This window comes from Vagococcus carniphilus (assembly GCF_014397115.1).
Taxonomy (GTDB): Bacteria; Bacillota; Bacilli; order Lactobacillales; family Vagococcaceae; genus Vagococcus; species Vagococcus carniphilus.
Genome location: NZ_CP060720.1, coordinates 2,596,443 through 2,618,659 on the forward strand (window position 1 = coordinate 2,596,443; position 22,217 = coordinate 2,618,659).

Consider the following 22,217-nt stretch of genomic DNA (forward strand, 5'->3'; position numbering starts at 1 on the left):
TTTTAATAAACATATGATAACTAAATCATCTCAAAAAATAACTTATATCACATTTAAAACTCTAGTAAGCTTAAATAAACATATTTAACGATATAAAGATATAAAAATAAAACAAAACAAATAATTAAATTTACAAAATAATATTTTTCGTATCATTACGATATAAAACTCTATTATCTGTTAGCCAAAATAGCATAAAAAAACTACCTGTCAATTATTAATACAAAACAGGTAGTATACTTTATTATCTATTTAGTTTTAAGGTTGAGCCATCCACATCGGTTCTAACGTATTTCCATCTAAATCTTGTACTTCTAATCCAAACATAAATTCCTCAGAAATACTAGTTTCAATTTTATACACATTTCCACCATTTTCTGAAGCTACTTTTCCAAATTCTTTAACTGCTTCTGCACTTGTCATTGAAAAAGCAATCAACACGCTACTTGTTTTGGTATTATCAGCAATCGTTCTATTCGGTGTAAAAAATTGATATCTATTATGCTCCAGCAACATCACAAAAAAATGTTCATCCCAAACCATACAACTTGTTTCTTCATCTGAAAAATCTGGATTTAACGTAAAACCTAATGTTTCATAAAATACAGTTGATGCTTTTACATCTTTAACAGGAAAATTTACGAATACCATTGTCGACATCATTATCATTCCTTTTTCATAAGATAATTTATTATAATTTAACTTATGATTTGTGTAAACAAAAAGACATTTTGAATTTCAAATGGTATAAGAAATAGTTAATCATAAGACTGTAATATTAATCTTAACTCACTCAGATAGGATTCTTTAAGTTCTTTAGGAGATAGGACTTCAACGTGTTTTCCTAAAGACACTAAATACTGAACCATATAATCCAGATGTTCGTTGTTGTAGCTACCTACAATAAAAGAATCGTTATTTTCAATTACTAATCTCATATTTGGATAATGTCTTTTCAAAAAAAGTTCCTTACCATACGATGTCAACTTACATTTAAACTTGATATCAGGATATTCATTTTCATAAATAGTAAGAAATTGATTCATTTCATTTTTTGAATATGGCTTATAGGATAAACTAGCTTTTTTAATCTCTTTCATATAGTCACATCGAAAAACTCCCCATCTCTCAGTGTCCATGTTAATTGCATTACAAAACCAAAGTCCATTTCTATAAAACAAATCAAAAATTTGAAGAGTCATTTTTTGATTTGTAAATTGAGTATAAGTTAATGAAATCACTTTTCTATGAAGGATGGATTCTAATAAATCTGTTAAATTATCTACTTTGTTTATGGGAGATACATGGTGGTAGCTAACTACTTCAAGTATTTTATTTACATTTATTTGCTGATTTTGCGGTAGAGTTTCAAATAATTTTTTTCTGATTTGTGGATAAGATTTATCAAAAGGGGTTGATGAAACAAGATCTAAAGCCTTAATCGCAAAAAAGATAGCTTGTATTTCAGCCTCACTAAAATAGATGGGTACCAATAGATTTTGTTGAAGTAATTGATAGCTTCCACCTCTGCCTTGTTCGGTATATAAAGCTAGTCCCATGCTTTCAAGCTCCTGCACATCTCTGATAGCCGTTCTTTTTGAAATACCAAACTGTTCCATCAAATCTTTTAATTGAAATGAATTTTTCCCTTTGAGAAAAATCATTTCTTGGTTGAGCCTTTCAGATTTTTTCATATTTATCCCTTCTTAAGGTGACAGGAATTGACACCCTTTTTTTATATAATCAATATATCAAATGAAAGAGGTGGCTGTATATGAAAACACTAATAATAAATGCACATCCTGATTATACAAATAAGAAACATTATTCAGTATTATTCCAAGAGAAGTTTTTATTTAATTTCAAAAAAAGATTTCCTGAAGAACTACCAACGATAATAAATTTGTACGAGGATGACATTCCAAGAATTGAACATGGACAACTTTTGAGTATATGGGATAAGGAAGAAAAAAATGAAGAACTAAATTTTGAGGAAAAGAGATTAAAAGAAATTTCGTTAAATCTATTAAATCAATTTAAAAATCATCATCGTATCGTTTTAACAACTCCCTTACATAATTTTAATGTGACATCAAAAACTAAAGATTATATTGATAATCTTTTAATCGCAAGAGAGACATTCAAATACACAGAAGATGGTTCTGTCGGACTAATGACTGATGACTACAAATTACTTACTATACAAGCAAGTGGTTCCATTTATACAAAAGAAGACAGATATAAATCCTTAGATATCAGTAGTTTATATATTAAGGGGATCTTTGAAGAAATAATGGGATTTTCGGCTGTTGAATTCCTTAGACTTGAAGGGACTGCTTTTCTACCAGAAGACCTCATTATAAGTAATGGAGAGAAAGAGCTAAATCGATTAATGGATTCTTTTTATTAAAATAAAAAAAAGACATTTAGTAGATAATCCACTAAATGTCTTTTTAACTTTGAATTTAATTATGCTTTTTCAATGTTAGTTGCTTGAAGTCCACGTTGTCCTTCTTCAACTTCGAAAGTCACTGCTTGACCTTCTTCTAAAGTTTTGAATCCTTCACCTTGGATAGCAGAGAAGTGTGCAAAAACATCTTCACCGTTTTCTTGAGTGATAAAACCAAAACCTTTTTCAGCGTTAAACCATTTAACTGTTCCTTGTGCCATGTTTGTTTCCTCCTATTCTTAAATTATTGCAATAAAAGTGATGCTAATAGGATTTAACTTAATGACCCCATAACGCTCAAATTACTACTTTCTAAGTATAACAAGCTAAAGTAAACTAGTCAACACATTCATTTGAAAGTGATCATATTTTAAATAAATTAAAAAAATAAAAGTAACAGTGAATATATTAATCTTCTCAATCTTGATAAGTTCGATTAAGTTTTTCTTCTGTTTTCAAATACTCTTTTTCAAGGGAATTGTACTTCGCTTCATCTTTTTTATCTATTTCCTTATTTTCAATTGAAATATCATCCATATCAATATCTGACATTTCTTCAAGTTTTGGAATAAGTTGATTAGTTTGCCCATCATTTATTAATCTTTCATTTCCAAATTTAAATTTCTTAGCCTCTCTACCTTCCATCATAACTTTAAAAGCACTATTCATTAAATAGACTCTTCCTTGGTTAGCCGTATTATGCGGATAACTAGTCGGTGCGTAAGTGGCGTCAACATAAGAAGGACTGCCTATCCATGTGGCAATCGAAAGTTCTGGTGAAGCCATGGCTAAAAGTGCATCCGGTGATTTGTTTTTACTATCTGGAACAGAACTTTCAAAATTACTTAATCCTGATTTCATTACGTAAGTATCCTGCTTAAAACCTGTATATTTAGGTCCAGCATATGGCTCTGAACCACTTGCCCCTGTTGCTTCTTTCAACATACTAACCATCGTTTTAGCAGTTGACGAACTCATTGCTCGTTTACTTTCAGGCTCTGACAATTTAATGTGCTCCGAACCTGTCTGAATGCTTTTAACAGTTGTCGGCTCTACTCTGACTCCATCATTTCCAAACGTACTAAATGCTGAAGATAAAGCTAGAACGTTTGTTGGGTAATTAATAGACTGTTCAGCCGTATAACTAGCTCCATTTGGATTATAAGAATTTAAGCCAAACGGTTCCATCATACTATTTTTTTGCTGGTCGTTTGTCATCTGAAAAGCCTCTACAGCTGCCGTATTAAGAGATAAACCTAATGCAAACGAAGCTGTTACATTGCCATAATTTTCATCTCCGTAATTTTTAACTTTCCAATCACCAACAGTAAATGATGACCCATTTTGAATCGTACTTGGCGTAAGACCTGCATATTCGATGGCTGGTGCATAATCTAGTAATGGCTTAATAGTCGAACCTGATGATCTTGTTGACGTATAAGGAATTAAAGGATTATCCGAGTTGGTGGCTAGTCCAATAATATGCCCAGTTTGAGAATCAATCACAGAAATAGCTGTCAAACTTTCTTTATGCTCAATATAACCATTTGGAAGTCTATCATCCTGTGGATATGTTCCCATGGTTATATTATGTAATTCTTTCAATTGATTACCATCGGCATAAGTTTTCACTGTAATCGTCATGTTTTTAGGTAAATTCAACTGATTCAACTCATCTTTTACCTTAGAAACATATGCTTGATATTCCTTTGGTGTCCCTTTTTGTTTATAACTTTTTAAGGTAAATTCTTCCTTGTCACTATTAACAACTGCTACAGCTTTGTCATACATTTCCTCGCTAATCAGAGTATTCTCTTTCATAATAGATAGAATGGTTTTAGTACGAGCCTTTCCACTCTTATTGAAATCTTGGATATAAACAGAAGGAGATTGACCCAGTCCGGCCATAAAGGCAACTTGAGCCACTTGATTTGGATCATTGGCATCGATTTTTGACATATCATTACCAAATAATTCAATTGATGCTGCTTTAACACCAACTGTATTAGGCGTTAGACGTAGTTCATTTAAGTAGGCCTTCAAAATATCATCTCGTTCATACTTTACAGCAAGTTTTCTAGCATCAATTAATTGGACAATTTTATCAGATACCGAATTTTTATTATTTGTCCCAAACACCATAATTTTGACTAATTGCTGTTCAATTGTAGAACCACCTCTAGATACGACATCTTTTCCCATTTTTCTTTTTACTTGGGACATAGCTGCCCCCATTGTTCCTTTAATTGAATAACCTTTTGTTTTTCTTGTATAAAAAGTATTATCCTCAACGGCTAAAAGTGTGTCTAAATATAGCTCATCAATATTCCATTTTGGTTCATATTGGATAGGATCAAATTTAACTATCTCTGTATTTTTATCTAAAGGTTGATCATTTCTATCTAAAATAATAAAAGATTGAGTAATCTTTTGATCAATATCTTGTATTTCAAGAAGAGAGCTATAGGGACTATATCGTTTGCTGATAATAAATCCACCAATTGATGCAGATAAGACAAGCAGCAGAGCTATCATACCTAGTATATGCCATACTAGTTGGCGACGTTTATTAGATTTTGAACGTTTCTTCTTTTTTTTCTTCTTATTAAACATCTGAAAACTCCTTTTCTTCTAATTTTTAATCTGCCTGTTCACGTTCACTGCTACTTGTCGTAGTAGTAGTTGATGTTTCTTCACTGCTACTAGTGGTAGTTGTTGAGGTATCAGATGTTGAACTGCTACTTGGTTCAGTTGATTCCTTTGGTTTTTCAATTGGATTATTTTCAACTACCAACTTAATAGTGGAACCTTGGAGAATAAAATCATATTCTAAATGAGACGGTTCCTGACGTAAAATTTTATCCTTTTTATCATCATCCCATGTTTCTATACCTCTTTGAATCTCCAGAACTCTTTCACCATTTCTATATAATTTATTTGTATAACCTCGAATGTTAAAATTTAAATCTTCTTTACTTAATTCTCTTAGAGCTTGCTCAACAGTTAATCCAACCAAATCAGGAACTTCAACTGACTTTTTAATTAACCTTTTATTGTAAGCTAAATTAGACTGAAGCTCATCATATTTTTGTTCAAACGCCGTAACAACTAAACTGGATTGCAAGTAATCATTCGCTTTAGAAACATAATCATCTAATTCCATACCTAGTCTCGTTTCAGGATCAGGTATCGGTTCTTGTAATGTATCGTAGTCAGCAACCAACGTTTTTATTTTATTCACTTCAGTAAAATTACTATTTATCTCTTCTAACAAACTGACAGATTTTTTAAAGTTATCGTCATTAGTAACAGTCAACATCCCTTTTTGATTATAAATTTTATTTAATAAATCAAGTAAGGCAAATATATCTTTATACTCAGCTTCCGGATGTTCAACTGTCATTTTTTGGAAAGATTCATCAGCCTTTTTATACTGCTTTGGTAATACTTTCTTATAATATAAAACATACAATTCTTCAATATCAGCGTTGCTAATTGTATCAACATTCTTCTTTAAGCCTGCAATAACATCATCAATTTTTGATACTTTAACATTTCCCTCAACAACACTTGATATAGTTCCTTGTGTTTTCTTTAACTTTTTGACTTTATCATCATTTGCTTCATAGAGCCACGAATCAAATGCATCATTCTTCAAAGCACGGACGAGCTTGATGTCTGACTCTCCAATTTTTGTTAAATCGTATATCTCTTCTTGAGTGATATTATTCGCTTTTGGTATATCACTAATATACCGATACGCTCTAAAGAAGAAATAAAAACTTAGTACAATAATTAGTAGATAAATAGCGTAAACAATTTTCTGTCTACGGCTTAGTTCTTTTCTATTCTTTTTAGATTTTTTAGTTTTCATTTTTTTACCTCTACTAATTTTTTTCAGTTGTATTTCTAGTAAACACTACAATTAAGTATACACGATAACTGGCAAAACTTGGTTATCTCTTTTGATAATTCATTATACCTGTCACTTAATCTTGATGCTAGAGGTATTTATGTGCTCTTTTGTCGGTTTTTTATTTTTATAAGATTTTTTTAGGATGTAAAAAGCCCAACGGCAAGTGGCTGTCGTTGGGCTTATGGTACATTTAAATCAAACTTATGTGTAATAAAATAGTTTTCTGTTCGAACATTCAATAACCTTCTATTTTTTTGAATACAGAAAAAGTCCAATTACACAGAATGTCATTGGACCTATGGTTAGAATATGTATGTAACAATTTTTTAATCAACATTACTTATTCCATAAAAGAAAGATTTTGTGGTTCATCTGGATGAGAATCTGCACTGTCAAAGTCAGTTGTCTCTACGTCTTTAGAAACGATTTCTAAACAAAAATCATCTGCCCAAAGTTCTCCTTCACCCTGCAATAAAAATCCGATATTTAGCACCTCTGCTTCTTTACTAACATCTAACACTGATGAGTAATAATTCCATTCGTTAGTTCCAACAATAGGTCTATTTTGCATATTATCAAACTTCAGCTGCTCAAACTGTTTTCCATCAATTCTTACCCAGAGACCACCCCAACCATCAACCTCTTTGGTTTTGAAATACCCACTAAATCTAATTCGTTTGTTGATATAGTTTTTAGCATTCACCTGTTGCATAATTGTTATAAAATCTTCAGTATATAAACTATCTTTTCGACTAAGTTTGACCGATTTAGTTCCACTATGAAAGATAGTATGATCCATGGTTACATCATACTTATCAAAATTACTACCAGAAACAAGCCAACCTTTAATTTTTAATTCATCCATCTCTAGTTTCCTCCTAAATAGTTTTTTAAACTGGATTCTATACTGACGAGGAGGCAATTGATAATGTAATTTAAACGTTCTTGAGAATGCTTCTTGTGAAGAAAATCCACTAATCAAAGCAATATCAATTATTTTTAAATTACTATTTAATAAAAGTAATGAAGCATTAGATATACGCCTTGTTTGAATATATTTATATACACCACAATTTAACTGCTTTTTAAAGATTCTTTGAAAATGAAATTGAGATAATCCTACTTCTTTAGAAAGTTTTTCCAAAGAAATTTCATTGTACAAATTCTCTTCAATATAGATCAACGCATTTTGAATATCCACTGTATAATCCAATATTATCACCTCGTCATACATTAATCTTACTATTAACTATAGAGATTATTTTGATAATTTTTGCTATTTTGTCTCCAAAAACCTCATCATTTATGATAAGGTTCTCCGTATCATAAATTAATGAGGTTTTTTAAGACCATTTCAATGTGTCTATATCATAAATAGGTGAGATTAATCATCTAACAGAAACAGCATCAACTATAAACAGAATAACTTATCATAGTTAGTGCTATTTTAAACATATATATAAGAATTTAATAAGTTTATACTAGACCTTAAATGCTACAAGTTTTATATTATGAAAATCTACTTTTAGTTGCTTGATATTTTTTTAACAATTCAGCATGATATATAGTCTTTGAAACAGATTTTTTATTTTCTATATACGTCTCTATTGCTTTTTCAAATTTCTTTTTCTTATCCTTATCATTTACTAATAGATACCGAATAGTTTCTACAGCTAGTTTTTCTCGTTCAACTTTTACTATATTTCCTTCGTAGACAAATTCAAATAAACTATTCTTCATTCTCGATACATCAATAATTTTTTCCATCAATTCTTCTTTTAACGTTTCTAATTCTGTGTCATTAGGCAAAGAGTAGGTTTTTATTACACCGAACCTGCCGTAAAAATCTTTCGAATTTTCTGTTATACTGATTTCCATTAACTTATTGACTTCATCTACAAGTTTATCTGTATTTGCATTTGATATAAATATCAATTTTTTCTTCAACTCTTGCAATTCTCTATTAAGTCTTGTTGAATTAAATTCAACCATTACCGATTGTCTCTCATTAACTTCCAAAGTTTCTTTGTCATTTAATCCAATTAAAATTTTTATATTACTTCTATCTAATTTACTAATTTTTTTGCGTATTTGTTCTTTGTAATCATCTTTATTTTTCTGATTTACTTCACTTGCGTATAAACTATAGTATTTATTTATTTTTTGGCATTCCTCAAATTCATAAAGTATTGAATTTATATTATATAAAATGCGATTATAATCATTTTTTGAATCTATCATTCTTTTTATACTTCTTAATTCTTCTTTAACTTCTTTATTTATGGAAGAATCTCTTTTAAAATTATATGCCTTATATTTAATGTTTGTTTCTCTTAAAACTCGATTAATAGCTTCCTCACTATTACTACTATCAAAAAAACGAATGTCTTTCAACATATCCTCTAAACGTTCACTATCCGAATCATATACTGGTTTATCTAAAACTAAATCACTAAAAGAAAAGATAAACGCCTCACCATTTATTAAAAAATTGATACCTTTAGCATGTTTAAAGCTTATCTTAAAACTAAAATCATTTACTGATTCAATTTTTATATCTTTATTTAATTTGTTAAAATCACCCACAAAACACTCATAAAAAGTTTTACTTTTAATTTTATGAGCAGTTTGTATAGTTATAACACTATTATATTGTCCAGTTATTACATCTATGATATTGGCATAATTTAACTGATTAAACTTCATTTCATCAAAAATACTTCTACTCAAAACGTATTTTCTTTTTTTGTTATTTTCTATAAAGGTATTAATTTTAAGTTTAACTAACAATAACTGTTCGTACACTTCCAACAATTTTAAAAGGTTTTCATTAATATTTTTACTTTTAACTGTTTTATTGTATAAGTTAACTAACTTCTTGCAAACTTCCCTATACTCTTTTTCCAAATCCCTTGAAACAACCACTGGAGTTCTGCTCAAATACAACGACCAATCATCAACTATATTTCTAATATCTGGAATACTTTTTTGAATTTCCGATATATTATTTAATTCTCTTTCAGACTTTAACTCTCGATTACGAGATTTTTCATATTCATCACCCAATGTGTATAAACAAGTTGTTCCTACTTGAATAATTTTTTTATTCCTCTTATTCTCAAAATAGCATGTTTCTAGATGAGGTTGATTACACAAATTACATTCTTGATTTTCAGTAAAAACTTTGGCATTTTTATATTTCCATTCCAATCTAGCTTGCTGTATCCAAAGATCTTTATTTGCCTTAATGGAAACTAATTGATCACTAGTAATATTTTTTTTAACAAAATAATCTTCATTCACACCACTATTTCTAACTTCCCGAAAGAATGGTTTTAACCAATGGTAACTTTGGGTTTCAAAAATTATTGAACTTAATTGCAGCAATCTATACTCTTGTAAAGAAAAAAGTTTAATATTTTTTTTCATACAAACCTCCAAAATTTTATATTAAGTCAATCCTACCACAAACGTGCGTTCTCATCAATTTCAAAAAAGAATTACAAGAAAAAATAACAATTACGCTTATATCTGTACATTGTTCTAGTTACTACAGATAAAAATACTTTTTTATTTTCATTTATATATTTGCTACATCTAAATGTTTATAATTCAATTTTAATCTCTCTTCTAAACTCAAAAATAGCCATATCTTCTCGTGATATGGGTTGCGTCAAGAATTATGTGTAAATGGAAAATCCATTCTATAATTTAAGTTAAAACATTGATTCTAATGTATCCTCTATATCTTTAAATCCCTTATGAACTCGGCATAAAAATTTTTGATTATAGTTGTTAAACTGAGTAACTAAGAATCTCTCCAGAGATTCTTCATTAGGGAATTGCTCTTTTCTTTTGGTGTATTTCTTTAATTGTTTGTTAAATCCTTCAATCAAATTAGTTGAGTAAATGGTTCTTCTGATTGACGGAGGAAAATTATAAAAAGTTAATATAGCAGGATTCATGAGTAATTTAACCACTCGTGGGTACTGCTTTTTCCATTTATCTATCATGAAACTTATTTGATTACTTGCTTCTTCTTTTGAATTTGCTTGATAAACCAATTTGAAATCATTACAGATTTCTTGTCGATCACTAATGCGAACCTTATGAGCAATATTTCTAGAGACACGAACGCAGCATTGTTGAAACTGAGCATTTGGATAAATACTATGGATACAATCGTTAATGCCACTTAAACCATCAGTTACAACTAATAAAACCTCTTCTAAACCACGGTCCTTTAGGTCTTGAAGTATCTCTTTCCAAACATATGCAGATTCAGTTGGAGCAATGCTGAATTCAAGAACCTCTTTGGTTCCATCTAATCGAATGCCAATCACAATATAAACCGCCTCTTTCGAGACAGTTTGTCTTTTTAAAGGAATATGAGTGGCATCCATGAAAATAATTGAGTATTTAGATTCTAAGTTTTTTTCTTTAAAGGCGATAACATCTTCAGATACTATTTGAGTAATATTAGAAATAGTTTGTGGTGTGTAGTGATGTCCGTACATTTTTTCAATCAGTTCAGAGATTTCAGACATCGTAAACCCTATGGACTTTCTTTTTTTCTACCCTAAATTTCTATTTACACAAAATATTTTACGCTATCCTATTCTTCATGAATAATTTAAATTTAGTTTCTTTCTTATTGTCTTAAAATATAAAATAAGTAACAAATTTATAGTCAATCAATTAAAAAAATATACAGCTTTATTACTTCACTATCCATTAACAAAGGATTGTTTTTATATACAAATTAATCCATAATAGACCTATGAAATAAAAAAATGGAGGTTTGATTGTTGAAAGTTGCTATTTGTGATGACAATCCATCACTAACAGAAAAAATAAATACCATGCTGTCTAATTATAACCACAATATGTTTGAAACATATACATACTACAACCCAACTAAATTAATCAACCAACTTGATACAGAGAGTTTTGATTTTTTTATATTAGATATAGAAATGGATGAAATGAAAGGAGTCGATCTTGCGAAAAATATCCGTGAACGTGGAATCCTATCACCTATAGTATTTTTGACAAGTTACAAGGAATATATGGAAGAAGTTTTTCAAGTTCAAACATTTGATTACTTACTAAAGCCCCCGTCTGAAGATAGAATGAACCAAGTTTTAGACAAACTAATTCAACATATAGGTAAGTATGAAAATTATTTTGTCTTCTCCATAAACAAAGTAACTCATAAAGTGCCCACAAAAGAGATTGTGTATTTTGAAAAAGACAAAAGGCAGGTCATCATTCATACAACTAATGAAACTTATAAACCATATATGTCTACAAATCAAGTGAATGAACAACTGGATGCTGACTTCGTTCAGATTCACTCTTCATTCATAATAAACTGCTCTTTCATAAAGGAATTGGGGAATAACTTTCTTTTGTTAAACTTCAAGGGCGAATTCATCGAAATACCGATTAGTAGAAGATTTAAAGCATCTTCACATGAGAACATCGTAATGTCCATGAGAGGTAAAATATAATGTTTAGCCTAATACTTCGAAATTTAAGCTTATTAGCTTACATATTTATTGTTTCTTACTTTTTTTCCAATTGGTCAAAAACTGTCAAAAAACACAGTAAATTTTATAAAGTTATCTGGGTGTCTTTGATATTTTTAGTCGTACTTACCAGTACTTTATCAAGTACCTATTTCACTAACACGAATTTACCATATATAAACTTATTACTAAGTGTCATCTTGATTTACTCTGTAGCAATGTTGAACTCTGTCCCCTACCTAGATTCTGTGGTTTGGACTATAACACTCATTTCAATGAACTTAATATGTGAGGTATTGTCACTATATCTCACAAAAATAATAATCAGTACAGATTCTGCAACGTATGATAACCCTACTTTCGCTATTGTATCAATAACATTTACAACATTAATCGAATTAATTGGAATAATAATAATAAAATTTTCAATCGTAAAAGGAAATAATTCTAAGCTATCAACAAGCCTAACTTCTACACTGTTTTTAATTTCCATCCCTATCCTCTCAATATTCATTTTGTTTGGACTGTTAATGAAAAATGAATACTCTGGAAGCAACCAAGTATCAGAAGCCGCAATTACCAGTAGCGTCATTATATTAAACGTTTGTGTAATATTTTTATACAAAATAACAATAGAGCATCAAAAACAAAAATATGACATATCACTCAACAAGAAAAATATTGAATCTGAGTATAGAATTCTAAATGAAATAAAAAAAAATAGAACTAACGTTTTAAAACTAAAACACGATTTAAAAAACCAATACTTAATAATACTTGGACTTATTGAAAATGAAGAACTACCTGAAGCTATAGACTACATTAAGAGCAGTTTTGATATTTTGGAACCTTCTACCAAAACCTATGCTTCAGACGGTGTTTTGAATTATTTATTAAACGAAAAACTTGCAGAAGCAGAAAAAAATCAAATAAATGTTGATCATCAAATTTTTATCTCTAAAAACATTAGAATTAACAACGATGTTTTAACGATTGTAATTGGAAATATCATCGATAACGCTATTCAAGCATCTATGAGAATCGGCCCTAATAATAGGCAACTCAACATTGTAATCAAGCAGTTTAATAATGATCTCCTAGTAGAAGTATCAAACAACTTTAATCCCGAAGAAGTATCCACAAGAATTCATAGAAAAAATGAAGGATTAGGAATGAAAAATATAGATGGTCTTTTGCAACAAATCGGAGGAATATATCGCCATTGGACTGAAGAAAATAAATACTTTGTGACAGTGATCATTTTTAATGTTTACCAAAAAAAATAAAAAAGCGGTAAGATCTAATAGATCACCGCTTTTAATATACTTCCATTTTATTTAGTGTCTTAGAAAACTCTATAAATATCCAAGAAAACAGCAAACCCATCATCACAGATGATACAAAAGTAACAGTTGGAAAATTCATCAACCCCATTGCAGAGAAATTAGAAAACATTAACATAAGAACCACTGCTGTTATTACAGTAGTAATTTCTGATTGTTTCCAAATTGATATTAATTCTGATAATATCAAAATTAAAAATAATAAGATACAACTTGTTACAATCACTACAAAACCAAGATACATTTCAAAGATTATATTTGAACTATCAAATTTCAAAAATAAGTTTAATACCACTTCTACAATAAATGAAACGAAGAGTGCACTACCAAAGCTGGTTAAAATAATAGTGAAAAATGAACTTGTTTTTTTCATGATTAGATCTTTCCTGTCTACTGGAAACAAGAACGTTCTATTTCTTTGATCGCCTATATAGAATCTTACTAACTCTTTTCTCAGAAGCACTGCTCCATAAATAGATATTCCGCACATCGTAACTGTATTAGATAGAGCAATTATTCCCTGGAAAGAAGATATGGTATCAGAACTACCATCAAATTTCCCCACTACAGAAAAGAACATAAATGATAGTAATTGAATCACTATTGTGATTAAAAAAACTTTAGACCAGGTGCTTTTGATTTTAGACATTTCATACTTAAATATATTTACCTTTTCATCATTAATCACGTTTTCGTTTTTGTTCATCATAATAATCTTTCAACCCCTCTTTATACTCATTTCTTATTTCATGCATTGGCTTGGCCTTCAAAACTTTCCCTCTTTCAATAAAGATTACATCATCGAGAAAAGTTTCCATATCTCTCAATACATGGCTACTTACGATTAGCACTCTTCCTTTCGACAAGGATCTTACATTCTCTATAAATAGATCCACACCATCAGGGTCCAAACCATTGAATGGCTCATCTAAAAGAACCAATGAAGGATTATGTACCGTTGATAGCCCCAACAGAAATCTCTGTTTCATTCCTAATGACATTGTATTAAATTTCATTTTTTTATTCACACTTAAACCTACTTCATCCAAAAGCTTTTCAATTGTAATTAAATTATTTAATCCATAATAAAATACGTGATCATTATAAATATCTTCTAAACTAAATCCCTTTAAACTATCTGAATTAACGAAGTTTGTTCCAACTTGAGATAAGATTTTTGAATCTGCTACCTCTACTTTCTCGTCATCTATTTCAAACATACCGTCATCAGGCCTTAGCAGTCCGCACAAACACTTCATTAAAGTTGTTTTACCTGCCCCATTTGGCCCAACCAACCCGTAAATCTTGCCAACCTCTAAATTCAAATCGTTAACGATTAAATTGAACGAATCACTTAAGTTTTTATGTAAATTATTTATTTTAATTGTTTGCACTGTATTACTCAATCCCTTCTTGACAGTGAAGTAAGTGACAGTGAAGTTGTTAATATTAGCCAAAAACAAATTATTAAAATGTTGCTAACGTTAACAGTTCCTTGTCCGTAAAACATTGCCCTTATCAAATTACTGGATGGAACAAATGGTAAAAATTCAAAAAAGCTTACTAAACCTGAAGGCAATCTCTCCGTAGGGTATGTAATAGGAGAAAACAGCAGTCCACCTATCATAATGATCTGAGTTGCCAATCCAACAACATTTGGAGATAACCAATAAGCTAATACAAAACCTATTGAAATCATGCACAATTGAATTAATATAAGAATTATTATTGCTTCTATAGAAAAGTTAATTTTAACTCCAAATCTAAAGTACGCTGCTAAGAATGACATAAACACTCCTGGAAGAGAGGCCATTCCCCAAATCAGAAAATCAGCAATCAAAATGTTAATCCTTGAAACAGGCAAAGTTCTTTGATAGCTTACAATTCCATCTTGTTTAGCAGTACTTATTATTTGAGCAGCAAGTACGCACCCAACTGCAATAATTCCAAGGGTAGTAGCTCCAGATGATAAATAGACTGCTGTTTCTTTATCTACATCAGGTATGAGTAAAGCTAACCCATAAACTATCGCTACTGATAAAAAGGCTTGAGTTAAAGTGAAAACAGGTAGTAAAGATTTGTGTCTTAACAAGCTCCATTTTATTAATGCAAATAATTCTTTAATTATTGATTTATTTCCGTGAGTTTTCATCGTCTCCATCTATCATCTCTCCATATGTTTCATTTAAGGATTTCGGCGAAATCTTATAGTTTTGAACCTTTCTTTCTCTTATCAAATTCATGACCCAGTTAATAGCATCTGATACTTGATCGTTAGTTAATTCCATCGCTATCACCAACTCTTCATTGTCCATATTTGTTTTTATTGCATTCGGTATAATTACATCCTTCAAATCATTTAGATTAATAAAGTTTACGACCATGTGGTTTCGTTCACTTATTTCAATTGATTGTTCTTTTAAGTTTTTATCCTCCAGAACTTTCCCACGATTCATCAAAATATACCTGTCAGCATATTTTTCGACTTCTAATATGTTGTGTGTGACAACAATGATTATATGTCCATCATTTGAGAGTTTTTTTAAATGCTTCCATATTATCTGTCTTCTAATTGGATCTACATCGTTAGTTGGCTCGTCAAGAACTATAATTGGAGATGGAAATGCAACAGCCATTGCAAATGACGTAAGCCTTCTAAGGCCACCCGAAAGCTTCTGTCCTGGTGTATCTTTCCACTCATCTATTTTCAATTCTTCCAATATTTTATTACATTCTTTTTTTGCCTCTTTCTGATTAAGTCCTCTTATCTTTAAGATAGATTCGACTGACTGAGCCATTGTTACACCATCTAATGGGGCGTGTAATTGAGGCATCATAGATACGTATTCCCTTGCCATTTTGCTATCTGTTGCAAATGACACTCCATCAAATGTAATGGAACCCTTTGTAGGTTTTGTTATTCCAATTATTTGGTTTAACATTGTCGTTTTTCCAGCACCATTATGACCAGTTATAGCTGATATCTCACCTTGATTAAAGGTCAAATTAATGTTTTCATTTGCATAATGATTTGCTTTTTTATATTTTTTACTTAGTGAATGTAACTCCAATTGTTTATTCAAAACTGACCTCCTATAATTTGGTTTAATTGAATTGATTGAAAATCGGGATTATCCATAACAATAACATCATTATCAGTGAAGAAAGACTAACTATCTCTACTATAAATGACACTCCTTGACCAATATCTTCAAAATAAAACGGATTGTCTGCGAGGAAAGATGTCAATATATTAATATCAGTTTTCTTAGTTATGATAAATTGCCATATTAGTCTTGTTATTAGTATTGATGCTCCAATTGAAGCTAATCCACTACCACTACCAAATGCAACTAAGAATACTGCCAAAAAAATTATATCCAATGACATCCCAGATACAATAGCAGTAATCCTCCCAAGTTTGCTCCATGTCCAGACATGAGTCATAGGAACCGTCGCAACGGCTTTGGTTATGTTAATATTGATTTTATTTGAACTTCCCGAGAATATAATATGCATAAATTCATGAAAAACTGTTGATACAATTGAAATAGGAATAGCGATTAGAAAGAACTTTAAGGGATTTGCAAATAATATATTTACTGCACTTTCAAAAGGAAATCCTTTAGTAAAGACTTCAATGACACTAATAAAAAAAGCAACTATACCGCAAATAATTATTAAGAGGGACAATGCTTTGAATAGGCCACCCTTAGGTTCTTGCGATAGCTTGATCTTATCATCAATCGAGGAACTTCTCTCTACCAAAATTCCACTTTCGACCAACTCCAAGAATGATTCTTCGTCAATTAATTCGAGTGAATTAAGCTGTCTTACCACTTCATCACTTAATATCAAGAGTTGATTTCCTTCTGATATGTACACCCAATCACCATTCTTTAACTTGCGTTTTAATGAGTGAGCTTCAACATATGTTGGTTCTACTTTTTCTCTTGATAGTATTGGAATATTTCCCATTGGGAGACATCTCCTTTACCGCAAGTTGGACATTCATCTTCGAATCTTGGCCAAGTTTTGTGAGTAAACGAATTTCCATCTTCATAGTTTATTTCGTATTGAGTTCCTAAACTTTTCGGTTCAGTATACCCAGTAGTCACTCTTATTAATTCATCGACAATAGAGGCTGTTAATTGGAATATACCTGGTCCATATGCTATTGAAGGTGGGTCAAATTGAATGTTTCTAAAACCTACAAATTGCTCTATGAATTTTGGGTCATTTTTACTAAAGTTTAAATTCATGCAATCAAAACATCCTGTTTCTTGTGGTATTACTGTATAAACTCTTCCTCTACTAACCTGGGAAGCTCCGAACACACAAGGAAGTCCAACTTTAACAATGGCTTCATTAACAATTCTATGAATGATAAAAGGTGGTTCATCAATTGCACAAATCACAATATCAATTCCCTCCGTTAGCTCAACAACATCATTTACATCCATTATTTTCTTATCTACAGTTTCAACTATTATGTTTGAGTTCATTTCATTAATGGCTCTTTTAGCCACCACTGTTTTCTTCTCTCCAACATCAGACTCTCTATATAGTAATTGGCGTCCAAGATTACTCGATTCAACTCGGTCATAATCAACCATTCTGATCATCTTAGGACCAAGACCAGCAAGCAACGTTACAATGTTAGAACCACCGCCACCAAGTCCTAATAATAGAATATTTAAATTATTAATTTTATTTTGAATTTCGAATCTATTATCTTCAGCTTTACAGTATCTACTGAAATAATTCACGTTAGCTATGTATCTATCTTCAACCGACAGACTAGGGTATGTTTCTTCAATTAAGCCTTCCTCATTTAAAAAATCTATTCCTTCTTCAACGTCTTTAGCCGTTAATTCTGGATATTTTTCTTTCATTTCAACTACAACGTCATTAAATGATCTAACGCCATCAAGAGTATTTGACAATGTCCAGAATTGCCCTTCCACGTCATCAAATTCAGTAGTAATTCCAAGCTGGGCCCCTACTCTGAATCTCTCTTTATTTAATTGGTACAGCGGATAAATTGGTTTAATTCTTGGATATTCATACTTCATTCTTTTCTCTCCTTATTTAGAAAAATGGCGAGATATCTCTATCTCGCCTAATAGTTATTTGGTTATCAAATTAGATAACAATCCACCATGCTGTTGCGTCAACTGTGTCTGCTTTACGTACATTAACTTTTTTCATCATATTTTCCTCCTTTCCTAAACCTCTTATAAAGTTTTTTTGCGAAACAGAAAGTTAATTTCTCTTTCGATATATTTATAATACCTTTTATAATCATCAATATTCTTGTCTGGTAATAACTGACAACCTAAATGTAACATTCGGCATAATAAATAAATTTTTAAACAAAATTAAATTAAAACGTTGAATTTAAACCACTATTAAGAGTATAGTTTACTCATTATATAAAAAAGGAGTGTAACAAATGAGCGTAAAACAAACTAAAATACAGAATAAAAGAAGGTTTAGACCTAATAGAACAACAACAATAATCATCCTATCTTTAGCAGCTTTTATATTGGGACCTATCGTATCACTCTTTCTTGTCTATGGAACTACTACTTTTTTAAACATCGAGATGGGACTTAGTGAATTGATTATAACAACACCATATAACATGATTATTAGCATGTTAGGATATCCAATTATTTTATATTTCTTGATTATCATCAACAATAAAATGTATGAAAAAGATCTCACTAAATTTGGCTTTTCAACTAAAAATATCGGTTCAAAAATTGCTAAAGGTATAGTAATAGGAACTATTTTAGCGATGAGCTTGTATCTTTCTTCAACACTATTATCAACTGTTACTATATCGGTAAATAGCAACTCCAACACTTTAATCATCCTTCTATTTATCATAGGTTTCTTTTTTCAGGGAATGGCTGAAGAAGTTTTAATGCGTTCGATTATAATGAAAGAAATTCAAAATAAAACTAATCTCATAATTGCCATAGTTAGCAACTCTCTGATATTTTCTCTATTCCATCTATCTGCTCCTGGTGTAACAGCTTTGCCAGTAATTAATTTATTTCTGTTTGGCATAATGTTCTCTTTAATCTATTACACTACAAACAACATGTGGTTGACAGGTTTCGCTCACGGAGCCTGGAACATTGTTCTTGGAGTATTTATTGGAACTGAAATAAGTGGGCAAGTTATTGAAAACAGTCTCTTTCGTACAATATCTACCCCTTTAAAACTACTTTAAGCGGAGGAGATTTTGGTCTGGAAGGAGGCCTTGTTATGTCAGTATTTACTATAATTATTATTATCATTCTAATATTCACAGCAAAAAAATTAACATATCTTGGTAAAATAAAAAGAAGCATAGAATAAAAATTCTGCTTCACTTCAATATTATTTGAATTTATATATATATATTATTCTATTTAATCGTACATGTATCAATATCAATCTTATAAGAGGTTGCGTCAATTAATCCCATTTTTTTACAATTAAATTCTGTTTGTTTTCTATAGCTGTTTTAATAGTTTCCAAAGTAATATTCCATAAATAAGGAATTAGTAACACATCATCTACTGGAGTCAGATTAGTTTGATTACTACGAATCAAACCCATTTTCAAATGATTCATAGATAAATATGGATAGTGATACTTTGTCAATAGTTTTTGAGCTAAGTTAGTTTTTCCAGTATGCGTAGTTCCTGTAATTAATATAATCATCTATACATCAATTCCTTCCTATTTATAAAACTTTAGAATAACCTCATCATTTATGATACGCATGTCCATGGATTATCCTAAACGCCCGATACACTTGCTCTGTCAGTATCAATCGCATCAATTGATGTGGATAAGTTAATCGTCCAAATGATATTTGTGCGTCACTTCTCTTCATAACTTCATCTGATAATCCTAGCGAGCCACCAATAACAAATGTGAATGAACTTGTTCCCCTTGTACTTAGTTGGTCAATTTGATTGGCGAATCCTTCTGAAGTGATTTCTTTTCCTTGAATAGCTAAAGCAAATACATAATCATTATCTGATATTTTAGCTAGTATTTTTTGTCCTTCTTTTTCTTTTACTTGGATCATCTCTAATTCACTTAGATTCTCTGGTGCTTTTTCATCTGGCACTTCAATGATTTCAAACTTACAATACTTGCCTAATCGTTTTTCATACTCTGCAATTCCTTGTTTTAAATATTTTTCTTTTAGTTTTCCTACGGCAATAATTTTTATTTTCATGAATGTTCGTCCTTTTCACTTATTTTTTATTAATTGGAAAGTTATACACATCTATCCACAGTTTTATCCACATAAATATCCCTTTTTCTTTAGTTATCAACGGACTTATCCACCGCACTGTGGATGAACCGTGTGGAAAACTAGATAAATTTGACCATCTATTTCTTAATTTTTCATGTTTAATTCATTATTTTTAAGTTAAAAAATTGAAATTTAACGAAAGTTCTTCACTTTTTTTTCAAAATTGAGGGTTAGACTATAGTCAATAAACAAATTATAATAAATATAGATAAGTAATTAAAGGAGGAAAGGTGTTTATCACCGAAAATTATGAGAAAAGACGTAACCCCTAATTCTTCAAAATCAAATAAAGAAAAGGTTGTTTATAATCAACCAAAAAATAATTCTTACATGAAACGTTTTGGTGTTTCTTTATTAGCTGGTGCTCTAGGTGGCATGCTAGTTGTTGGTGGCTATACTGCTATTAATCATAACAGCAATAGTAGCGACAAAGTAACTTCTGTCACTCCTTCAAAAAGTGAAGTTAACGATACAGGTAAAACAAAAGTTCAAAATGCAAAAGTAGATGTTTCAACTGATGTTACAAAAGCTGTTAAAAATGTAGAGGATGCAGTTGTTTCTGTTACTACTCTTCAAAAACAACAAAGTCAGCTATCTGATTTAGAACGTATTTTTGGTCCTTCTGACAATAATAAAAATGATGGTGAATTAGCTGAAGCTAGTGAAGGTAGTGGTGTTATTTACCGAAAAGATGGTAATAAAGCCTACATCGTTACAAACAATCACGTTGTCGCAAATGCTGACGCTGTAAGTATTCTATTTAATAACGGTGAAAAAACAGAAGCCAAAATTGTTGGAACTGACGTTTATAGTGACTTAGCTGTCTTAGAAATTTCATCTAAAAATGTAACAACTGTGGCCGAATTTGCTGACTCTAATGATATCAAAGTTGGTGAGCCTGCATTAGCTATGGGATCTCCATTAGGTTCTACCTTCTCTAATTCAGTTTCTCAAGGTATCGTTTCTGCGAAAGACCGTATGATTAATAACCAAACTGAAGATGGTCAATTAATTAGTAGTAACGCGATTCAAACGGATGCTGCCATTAACCCTGGTAACTCTGGTGGTGCTCTAATTAATTCAAGTGGACAAGTCATCGGTATTAACTCAAGCAAAATAGCTCAAGCAGCTTCTGGTGTGTCTGCTGAAGGTATGGGATTTGCTATTCCAAGTAACGATGTTGTTTCTATTATTAACCAACTTGAAAAAGGTAAACCTGTTGCTCGTCCAATGCTTGGTGTGTCAATGATTGACCTAAACATTGTTAGTGCTGAAGAACGTGAAAGTGTTCTTAAATTAAAAGATAAAGATATCACTAACGGTGTAGTTGTTGGTGGTGTAGAAAAAGATTCACCTGCAGAAAAAGCTGGTATTAAAAAATATGATGTCATTACAGAATTAGATGGTAAAGCCATCAATAATAAATCAGAATTACAATCTGTTTTATATCGCAAAAAAATCGGTGATGACATGGATATAACTTTCTATCACGAAGGTAAAAAACAAACTAAAAAAGTTAAACTTGACCAAGATTCAGCTAAATTGCTAGAAAAACAACAAAAACAACAAAAAGAAAAAGAAAGTTTAGACCAAAGTAATTTCCAACAATAAAACGACCAAATAAAAACCATTAGATTTTCAACTTTTCGAA

At 30.6% G+C, this 22,217-nt stretch carries 20 protein-coding genes and 2 pseudogenes; 5 read left to right on the forward strand and 17 right to left on the reverse strand.

The features are described 5' to 3' along the window. Nucleotides 1-258: 258 nt before the first annotated feature. Together H9L18_RS12610 and H9L18_RS12615 are read right to left on the reverse strand one after the other, a co-directional pair. On the reverse strand, nt 259-660 hold the full coding sequence (locus tag H9L18_RS12610) for a VOC family protein (protein WP_126792582.1): 402 nt from the start codon (nt 658-660) through the stop codon (nt 259-261). 98 nt (nt 661-758) lie between these two features. Beyond that, nucleotides 759-1,694 carry a helix-turn-helix transcriptional regulator gene (locus tag H9L18_RS12615; protein WP_126792584.1) on the reverse strand — a complete coding sequence of 312 codons (936 nt, stop codon included), beginning with the start codon at nt 1,692-1,694 and terminating at the stop codon, nt 759-761. Between the two features lie 80 nt (nt 1,695-1,774). Between H9L18_RS12615 and H9L18_RS12620 the strand changes: the two genes are divergently transcribed. Next, nucleotides 1,775-2,410, forward strand: coding sequence for an FMN-dependent NADH-azoreductase (locus tag H9L18_RS12620; protein ID WP_126792586.1), 636 nt, complete (start codon nt 1,775-1,777; stop codon nt 2,408-2,410). Between the two features lie 59 nt (nt 2,411-2,469). Here the strand turns inward: H9L18_RS12620 and H9L18_RS12625 are convergent, their stop codons facing one another. From H9L18_RS12625 to H9L18_RS12650, 6 genes and pseudogenes are all read right to left on the reverse strand, one after another. Further along, nucleotides 2,470-2,670 carry a cold-shock protein gene (locus H9L18_RS12625; RefSeq protein ID WP_086341875.1) on the reverse strand — a complete coding sequence of 67 codons (201 nt, stop codon included), beginning with the start codon at nt 2,668-2,670 and terminating at the stop codon, nt 2,470-2,472. 196 nt (nt 2,671-2,866) lie between these two features. Next, a complete protein-coding gene (locus H9L18_RS12630; protein ID WP_126792588.1) occupies nt 2,867-5,062 on the reverse strand; it encodes a transglycosylase domain-containing protein in 2,196 nt (731 codons plus the stop codon). Between the two features lie 25 nt (nt 5,063-5,087). Beyond that, nucleotides 5,088-6,323, reverse strand: coding sequence for a PASTA domain-containing protein (locus H9L18_RS12635; RefSeq protein WP_126792590.1), 1,236 nt, complete (start codon nt 6,321-6,323; stop codon nt 5,088-5,090). A gap of 382 nt (nt 6,324-6,705) precedes the next feature. Further along, nucleotides 6,706-7,587, reverse strand: a complete 882-nt coding sequence (locus tag H9L18_RS12640; RefSeq protein ID WP_246433288.1) for a helix-turn-helix domain-containing protein — start codon at nt 7,585-7,587, stop codon at nt 6,706-6,708. 287 nt (nt 7,588-7,874) lie between these two features. Next, nucleotides 7,875-9,794, reverse strand: coding sequence for a hypothetical protein (locus tag H9L18_RS12645; RefSeq protein ID WP_126792594.1), 1,920 nt, complete (start codon nt 9,792-9,794; stop codon nt 7,875-7,877). A gap of 287 nt (nt 9,795-10,081) precedes the next feature. Then, nucleotides 10,082-10,921: pseudogene (locus H9L18_RS12650) on the reverse strand (IS256 family transposase); the annotation flags it as partial. A gap of 252 nt (nt 10,922-11,173) precedes the next feature. Here H9L18_RS12650 and H9L18_RS12655 point away from each other — a divergent pair. Next, nucleotides 11,174-11,878, forward strand: a complete 705-nt coding sequence (locus H9L18_RS12655) for a LytR/AlgR family response regulator transcription factor (RefSeq protein ID WP_126792596.1) — start codon at nt 11,174-11,176, stop codon at nt 11,876-11,878. Between the two features lie 253 nt (nt 11,879-12,131). Here H9L18_RS12655 and H9L18_RS15435 read toward each other — a convergent pair whose 3' ends face one another. Further along, the gene (locus H9L18_RS15435) at nt 12,132-12,389 is read right to left on the reverse strand and encodes a hypothetical protein (RefSeq protein ID WP_126792598.1); all 258 of its coding nucleotides are present in this window, start codon (nt 12,387-12,389) and stop codon (nt 12,132-12,134) included. A 37-nt stretch (nt 12,390-12,426) separates the two neighbouring features. Here H9L18_RS15435 and H9L18_RS15440 point away from each other — a divergent pair, with 37 nt between their 5' ends. Then, nucleotides 12,427-13,182, forward strand: a complete 756-nt coding sequence (locus H9L18_RS15440) for a GHKL domain-containing protein (RefSeq protein WP_126792600.1) — start codon at nt 12,427-12,429, stop codon at nt 13,180-13,182. A 31-nt stretch (nt 13,183-13,213) separates the two neighbouring features. On the opposite strand, the gene H9L18_RS12665 is transcribed toward H9L18_RS15440, so the two are convergent. Genes H9L18_RS12665 through H9L18_RS12690 form a run of 6 tightly spaced genes read right to left on the reverse strand, consistent with a single transcriptional unit; the run spans nt 13,214 to nt 18,314 of the window. Continuing rightward, a complete protein-coding gene (locus H9L18_RS12665) occupies nt 13,214-13,948 on the reverse strand; it encodes an accessory regulator AgrC (protein ID WP_126792602.1) in 735 nt (244 codons plus the stop codon). After that, nucleotides 13,920-14,633 (reverse strand): ABC transporter ATP-binding protein, encoded by a 714-nt coding sequence (locus H9L18_RS12670; protein ID WP_126792604.1) that lies wholly within the window; start codon nt 14,631-14,633, stop codon nt 13,920-13,922. Before H9L18_RS12670 ends, H9L18_RS12665 begins: the two co-directional genes overlap by 29 nt. A gap of 8 nt (nt 14,634-14,641) precedes the next feature. Next, a complete protein-coding gene (locus H9L18_RS12675; RefSeq protein ID WP_126792606.1) occupies nt 14,642-15,400 on the reverse strand; it encodes an ABC transporter permease in 759 nt (252 codons plus the stop codon). Next, nucleotides 15,372-16,322: an ABC transporter ATP-binding protein gene (locus H9L18_RS12680; protein WP_126792608.1), complete on the reverse strand. Its 951-nt coding sequence runs from the start codon at nt 16,320-16,322 to the stop codon at nt 15,372-15,374. Before H9L18_RS12680 ends, H9L18_RS12675 begins: the two co-directional genes overlap by 29 nt. A gap of 22 nt (nt 16,323-16,344) precedes the next feature. After that, on the reverse strand, nt 16,345-17,217 hold the full coding sequence (locus H9L18_RS12685; RefSeq protein WP_126792610.1) for a hypothetical protein: 873 nt from the start codon (nt 17,215-17,217) through the stop codon (nt 16,345-16,347). Beyond that, nucleotides 17,181-18,314: a ThiF family adenylyltransferase gene (locus H9L18_RS12690; RefSeq protein WP_126792613.1), complete on the reverse strand. Its 1,134-nt coding sequence runs from the start codon at nt 18,312-18,314 to the stop codon at nt 17,181-17,183. The genes H9L18_RS12685 and H9L18_RS12690 overlap by 37 nt, the downstream gene beginning before the upstream one ends. Nucleotides 18,315-18,694: 380 nt before the next feature. Between H9L18_RS12690 and H9L18_RS12695 the strand changes: the two genes are divergently transcribed. Further along, nucleotides 18,695-19,483, forward strand: coding sequence for a CPBP family intramembrane glutamic endopeptidase (locus H9L18_RS12695; RefSeq protein ID WP_246433289.1), 789 nt, complete (start codon nt 18,695-18,697; stop codon nt 19,481-19,483). 239 nt (nt 19,484-19,722) lie between these two features. Here H9L18_RS12695 and H9L18_RS12700 read toward each other — a convergent pair. Beyond that, nucleotides 19,723-19,959: pseudogene (locus H9L18_RS12700) on the reverse strand (adenylate kinase); the annotation flags it as partial. Nucleotides 19,960-20,005: 46 nt separating this feature from the next. Next, complete coding sequence (rlmH, locus tag H9L18_RS12705) at nt 20,006-20,485, reverse strand: 23S rRNA (pseudouridine(1915)-N(3))-methyltransferase RlmH (RefSeq protein WP_126792617.1); 480 nt, start codon at nt 20,483-20,485, stop codon at nt 20,006-20,008. A gap of 327 nt (nt 20,486-20,812) precedes the next feature. Here rlmH and H9L18_RS12710 point away from each other — a divergent pair, with 327 nt between their 5' ends. Beyond that, nucleotides 20,813-22,177 (forward strand): S1C family serine protease, encoded by a 1,365-nt coding sequence (locus H9L18_RS12710; protein ID WP_376765013.1) that lies wholly within the window; start codon nt 20,813-20,815, stop codon nt 22,175-22,177. The last annotated feature ends 40 nt before the right edge of the window (nt 22,178-22,217 follow it).

What these genes read in the sequence shown, in the direction of transcription:
- H9L18_RS12610 (WP_126792582.1), bottom strand. Translation starts at nt 660, where the DNA reads ATGTCGACAATGGTATTCGTAAATTTTCCTGTTAAAGATGTAAAAGCA.
- H9L18_RS12615 (WP_126792584.1), bottom strand. Translation starts at nt 1,694, where the DNA reads ATGAAAAAATCTGAAAGGCTCAACCAAGAAATGATTTTTCTCAAAGGG.
- H9L18_RS12620 (WP_126792586.1), top strand. Translation starts at nt 1,775, where the DNA reads ATGAAAACACTAATAATAAATGCACATCCTGATTATACAAATAAGAAA.
- H9L18_RS12625 (WP_086341875.1), bottom strand. Translation starts at nt 2,670, where the DNA reads ATGGCACAAGGAACAGTTAAATGGTTTAACGCTGAAAAAGGTTTTGGT.
- H9L18_RS12630 (WP_126792588.1), bottom strand. Translation starts at nt 5,062, where the DNA reads ATGTTTAATAAGAAGAAAAAAAAGAAGAAACGTTCAAAATCTAATAAA.
- H9L18_RS12635 (WP_126792590.1), bottom strand. Translation starts at nt 6,323, where the DNA reads ATGAAAACTAAAAAATCTAAAAAGAATAGAAAAGAACTAAGCCGTAGA.
- H9L18_RS12645 (WP_126792594.1), bottom strand. Translation starts at nt 9,794, where the DNA reads ATGAAAAAAAATATTAAACTTTTTTCTTTACAAGAGTATAGATTGCTG.
- H9L18_RS15435 (WP_126792598.1), bottom strand. Translation starts at nt 12,389, where the DNA reads ATGGAAATTAAAAACAGTGTAGAAGTTAGGCTTGTTGATAGCTTAGAA.
- H9L18_RS15440 (WP_126792600.1), top strand. Translation starts at nt 12,427, where the DNA reads ATGAAAAATGAATACTCTGGAAGCAACCAAGTATCAGAAGCCGCAATT.
- H9L18_RS12665 (WP_126792602.1), bottom strand. Translation starts at nt 13,948, where the DNA reads ATGATGAACAAAAACGAAAACGTGATTAATGATGAAAAGGTAAATATA.
- H9L18_RS12675 (WP_126792606.1), bottom strand. Translation starts at nt 15,400, where the DNA reads ATGGAGACGATGAAAACTCACGGAAATAAATCAATAATTAAAGAATTA.
- H9L18_RS12685 (WP_126792610.1), bottom strand. Translation starts at nt 17,217, where the DNA reads ATGGGAAATATTCCAATACTATCAAGAGAAAAAGTAGAACCAACATAT.
- H9L18_RS12690 (WP_126792613.1), bottom strand. Translation starts at nt 18,314, where the DNA reads ATGAAGTATGAATATCCAAGAATTAAACCAATTTATCCGCTGTACCAA.
- H9L18_RS12695 (WP_246433289.1), top strand. Translation starts at nt 18,695, where the DNA reads ATGAGCGTAAAACAAACTAAAATACAGAATAAAAGAAGGTTTAGACCT.
- rlmH (WP_126792617.1), bottom strand. Translation starts at nt 20,485, where the DNA reads ATGAAAATAAAAATTATTGCCGTAGGAAAACTAAAAGAAAAATATTTA.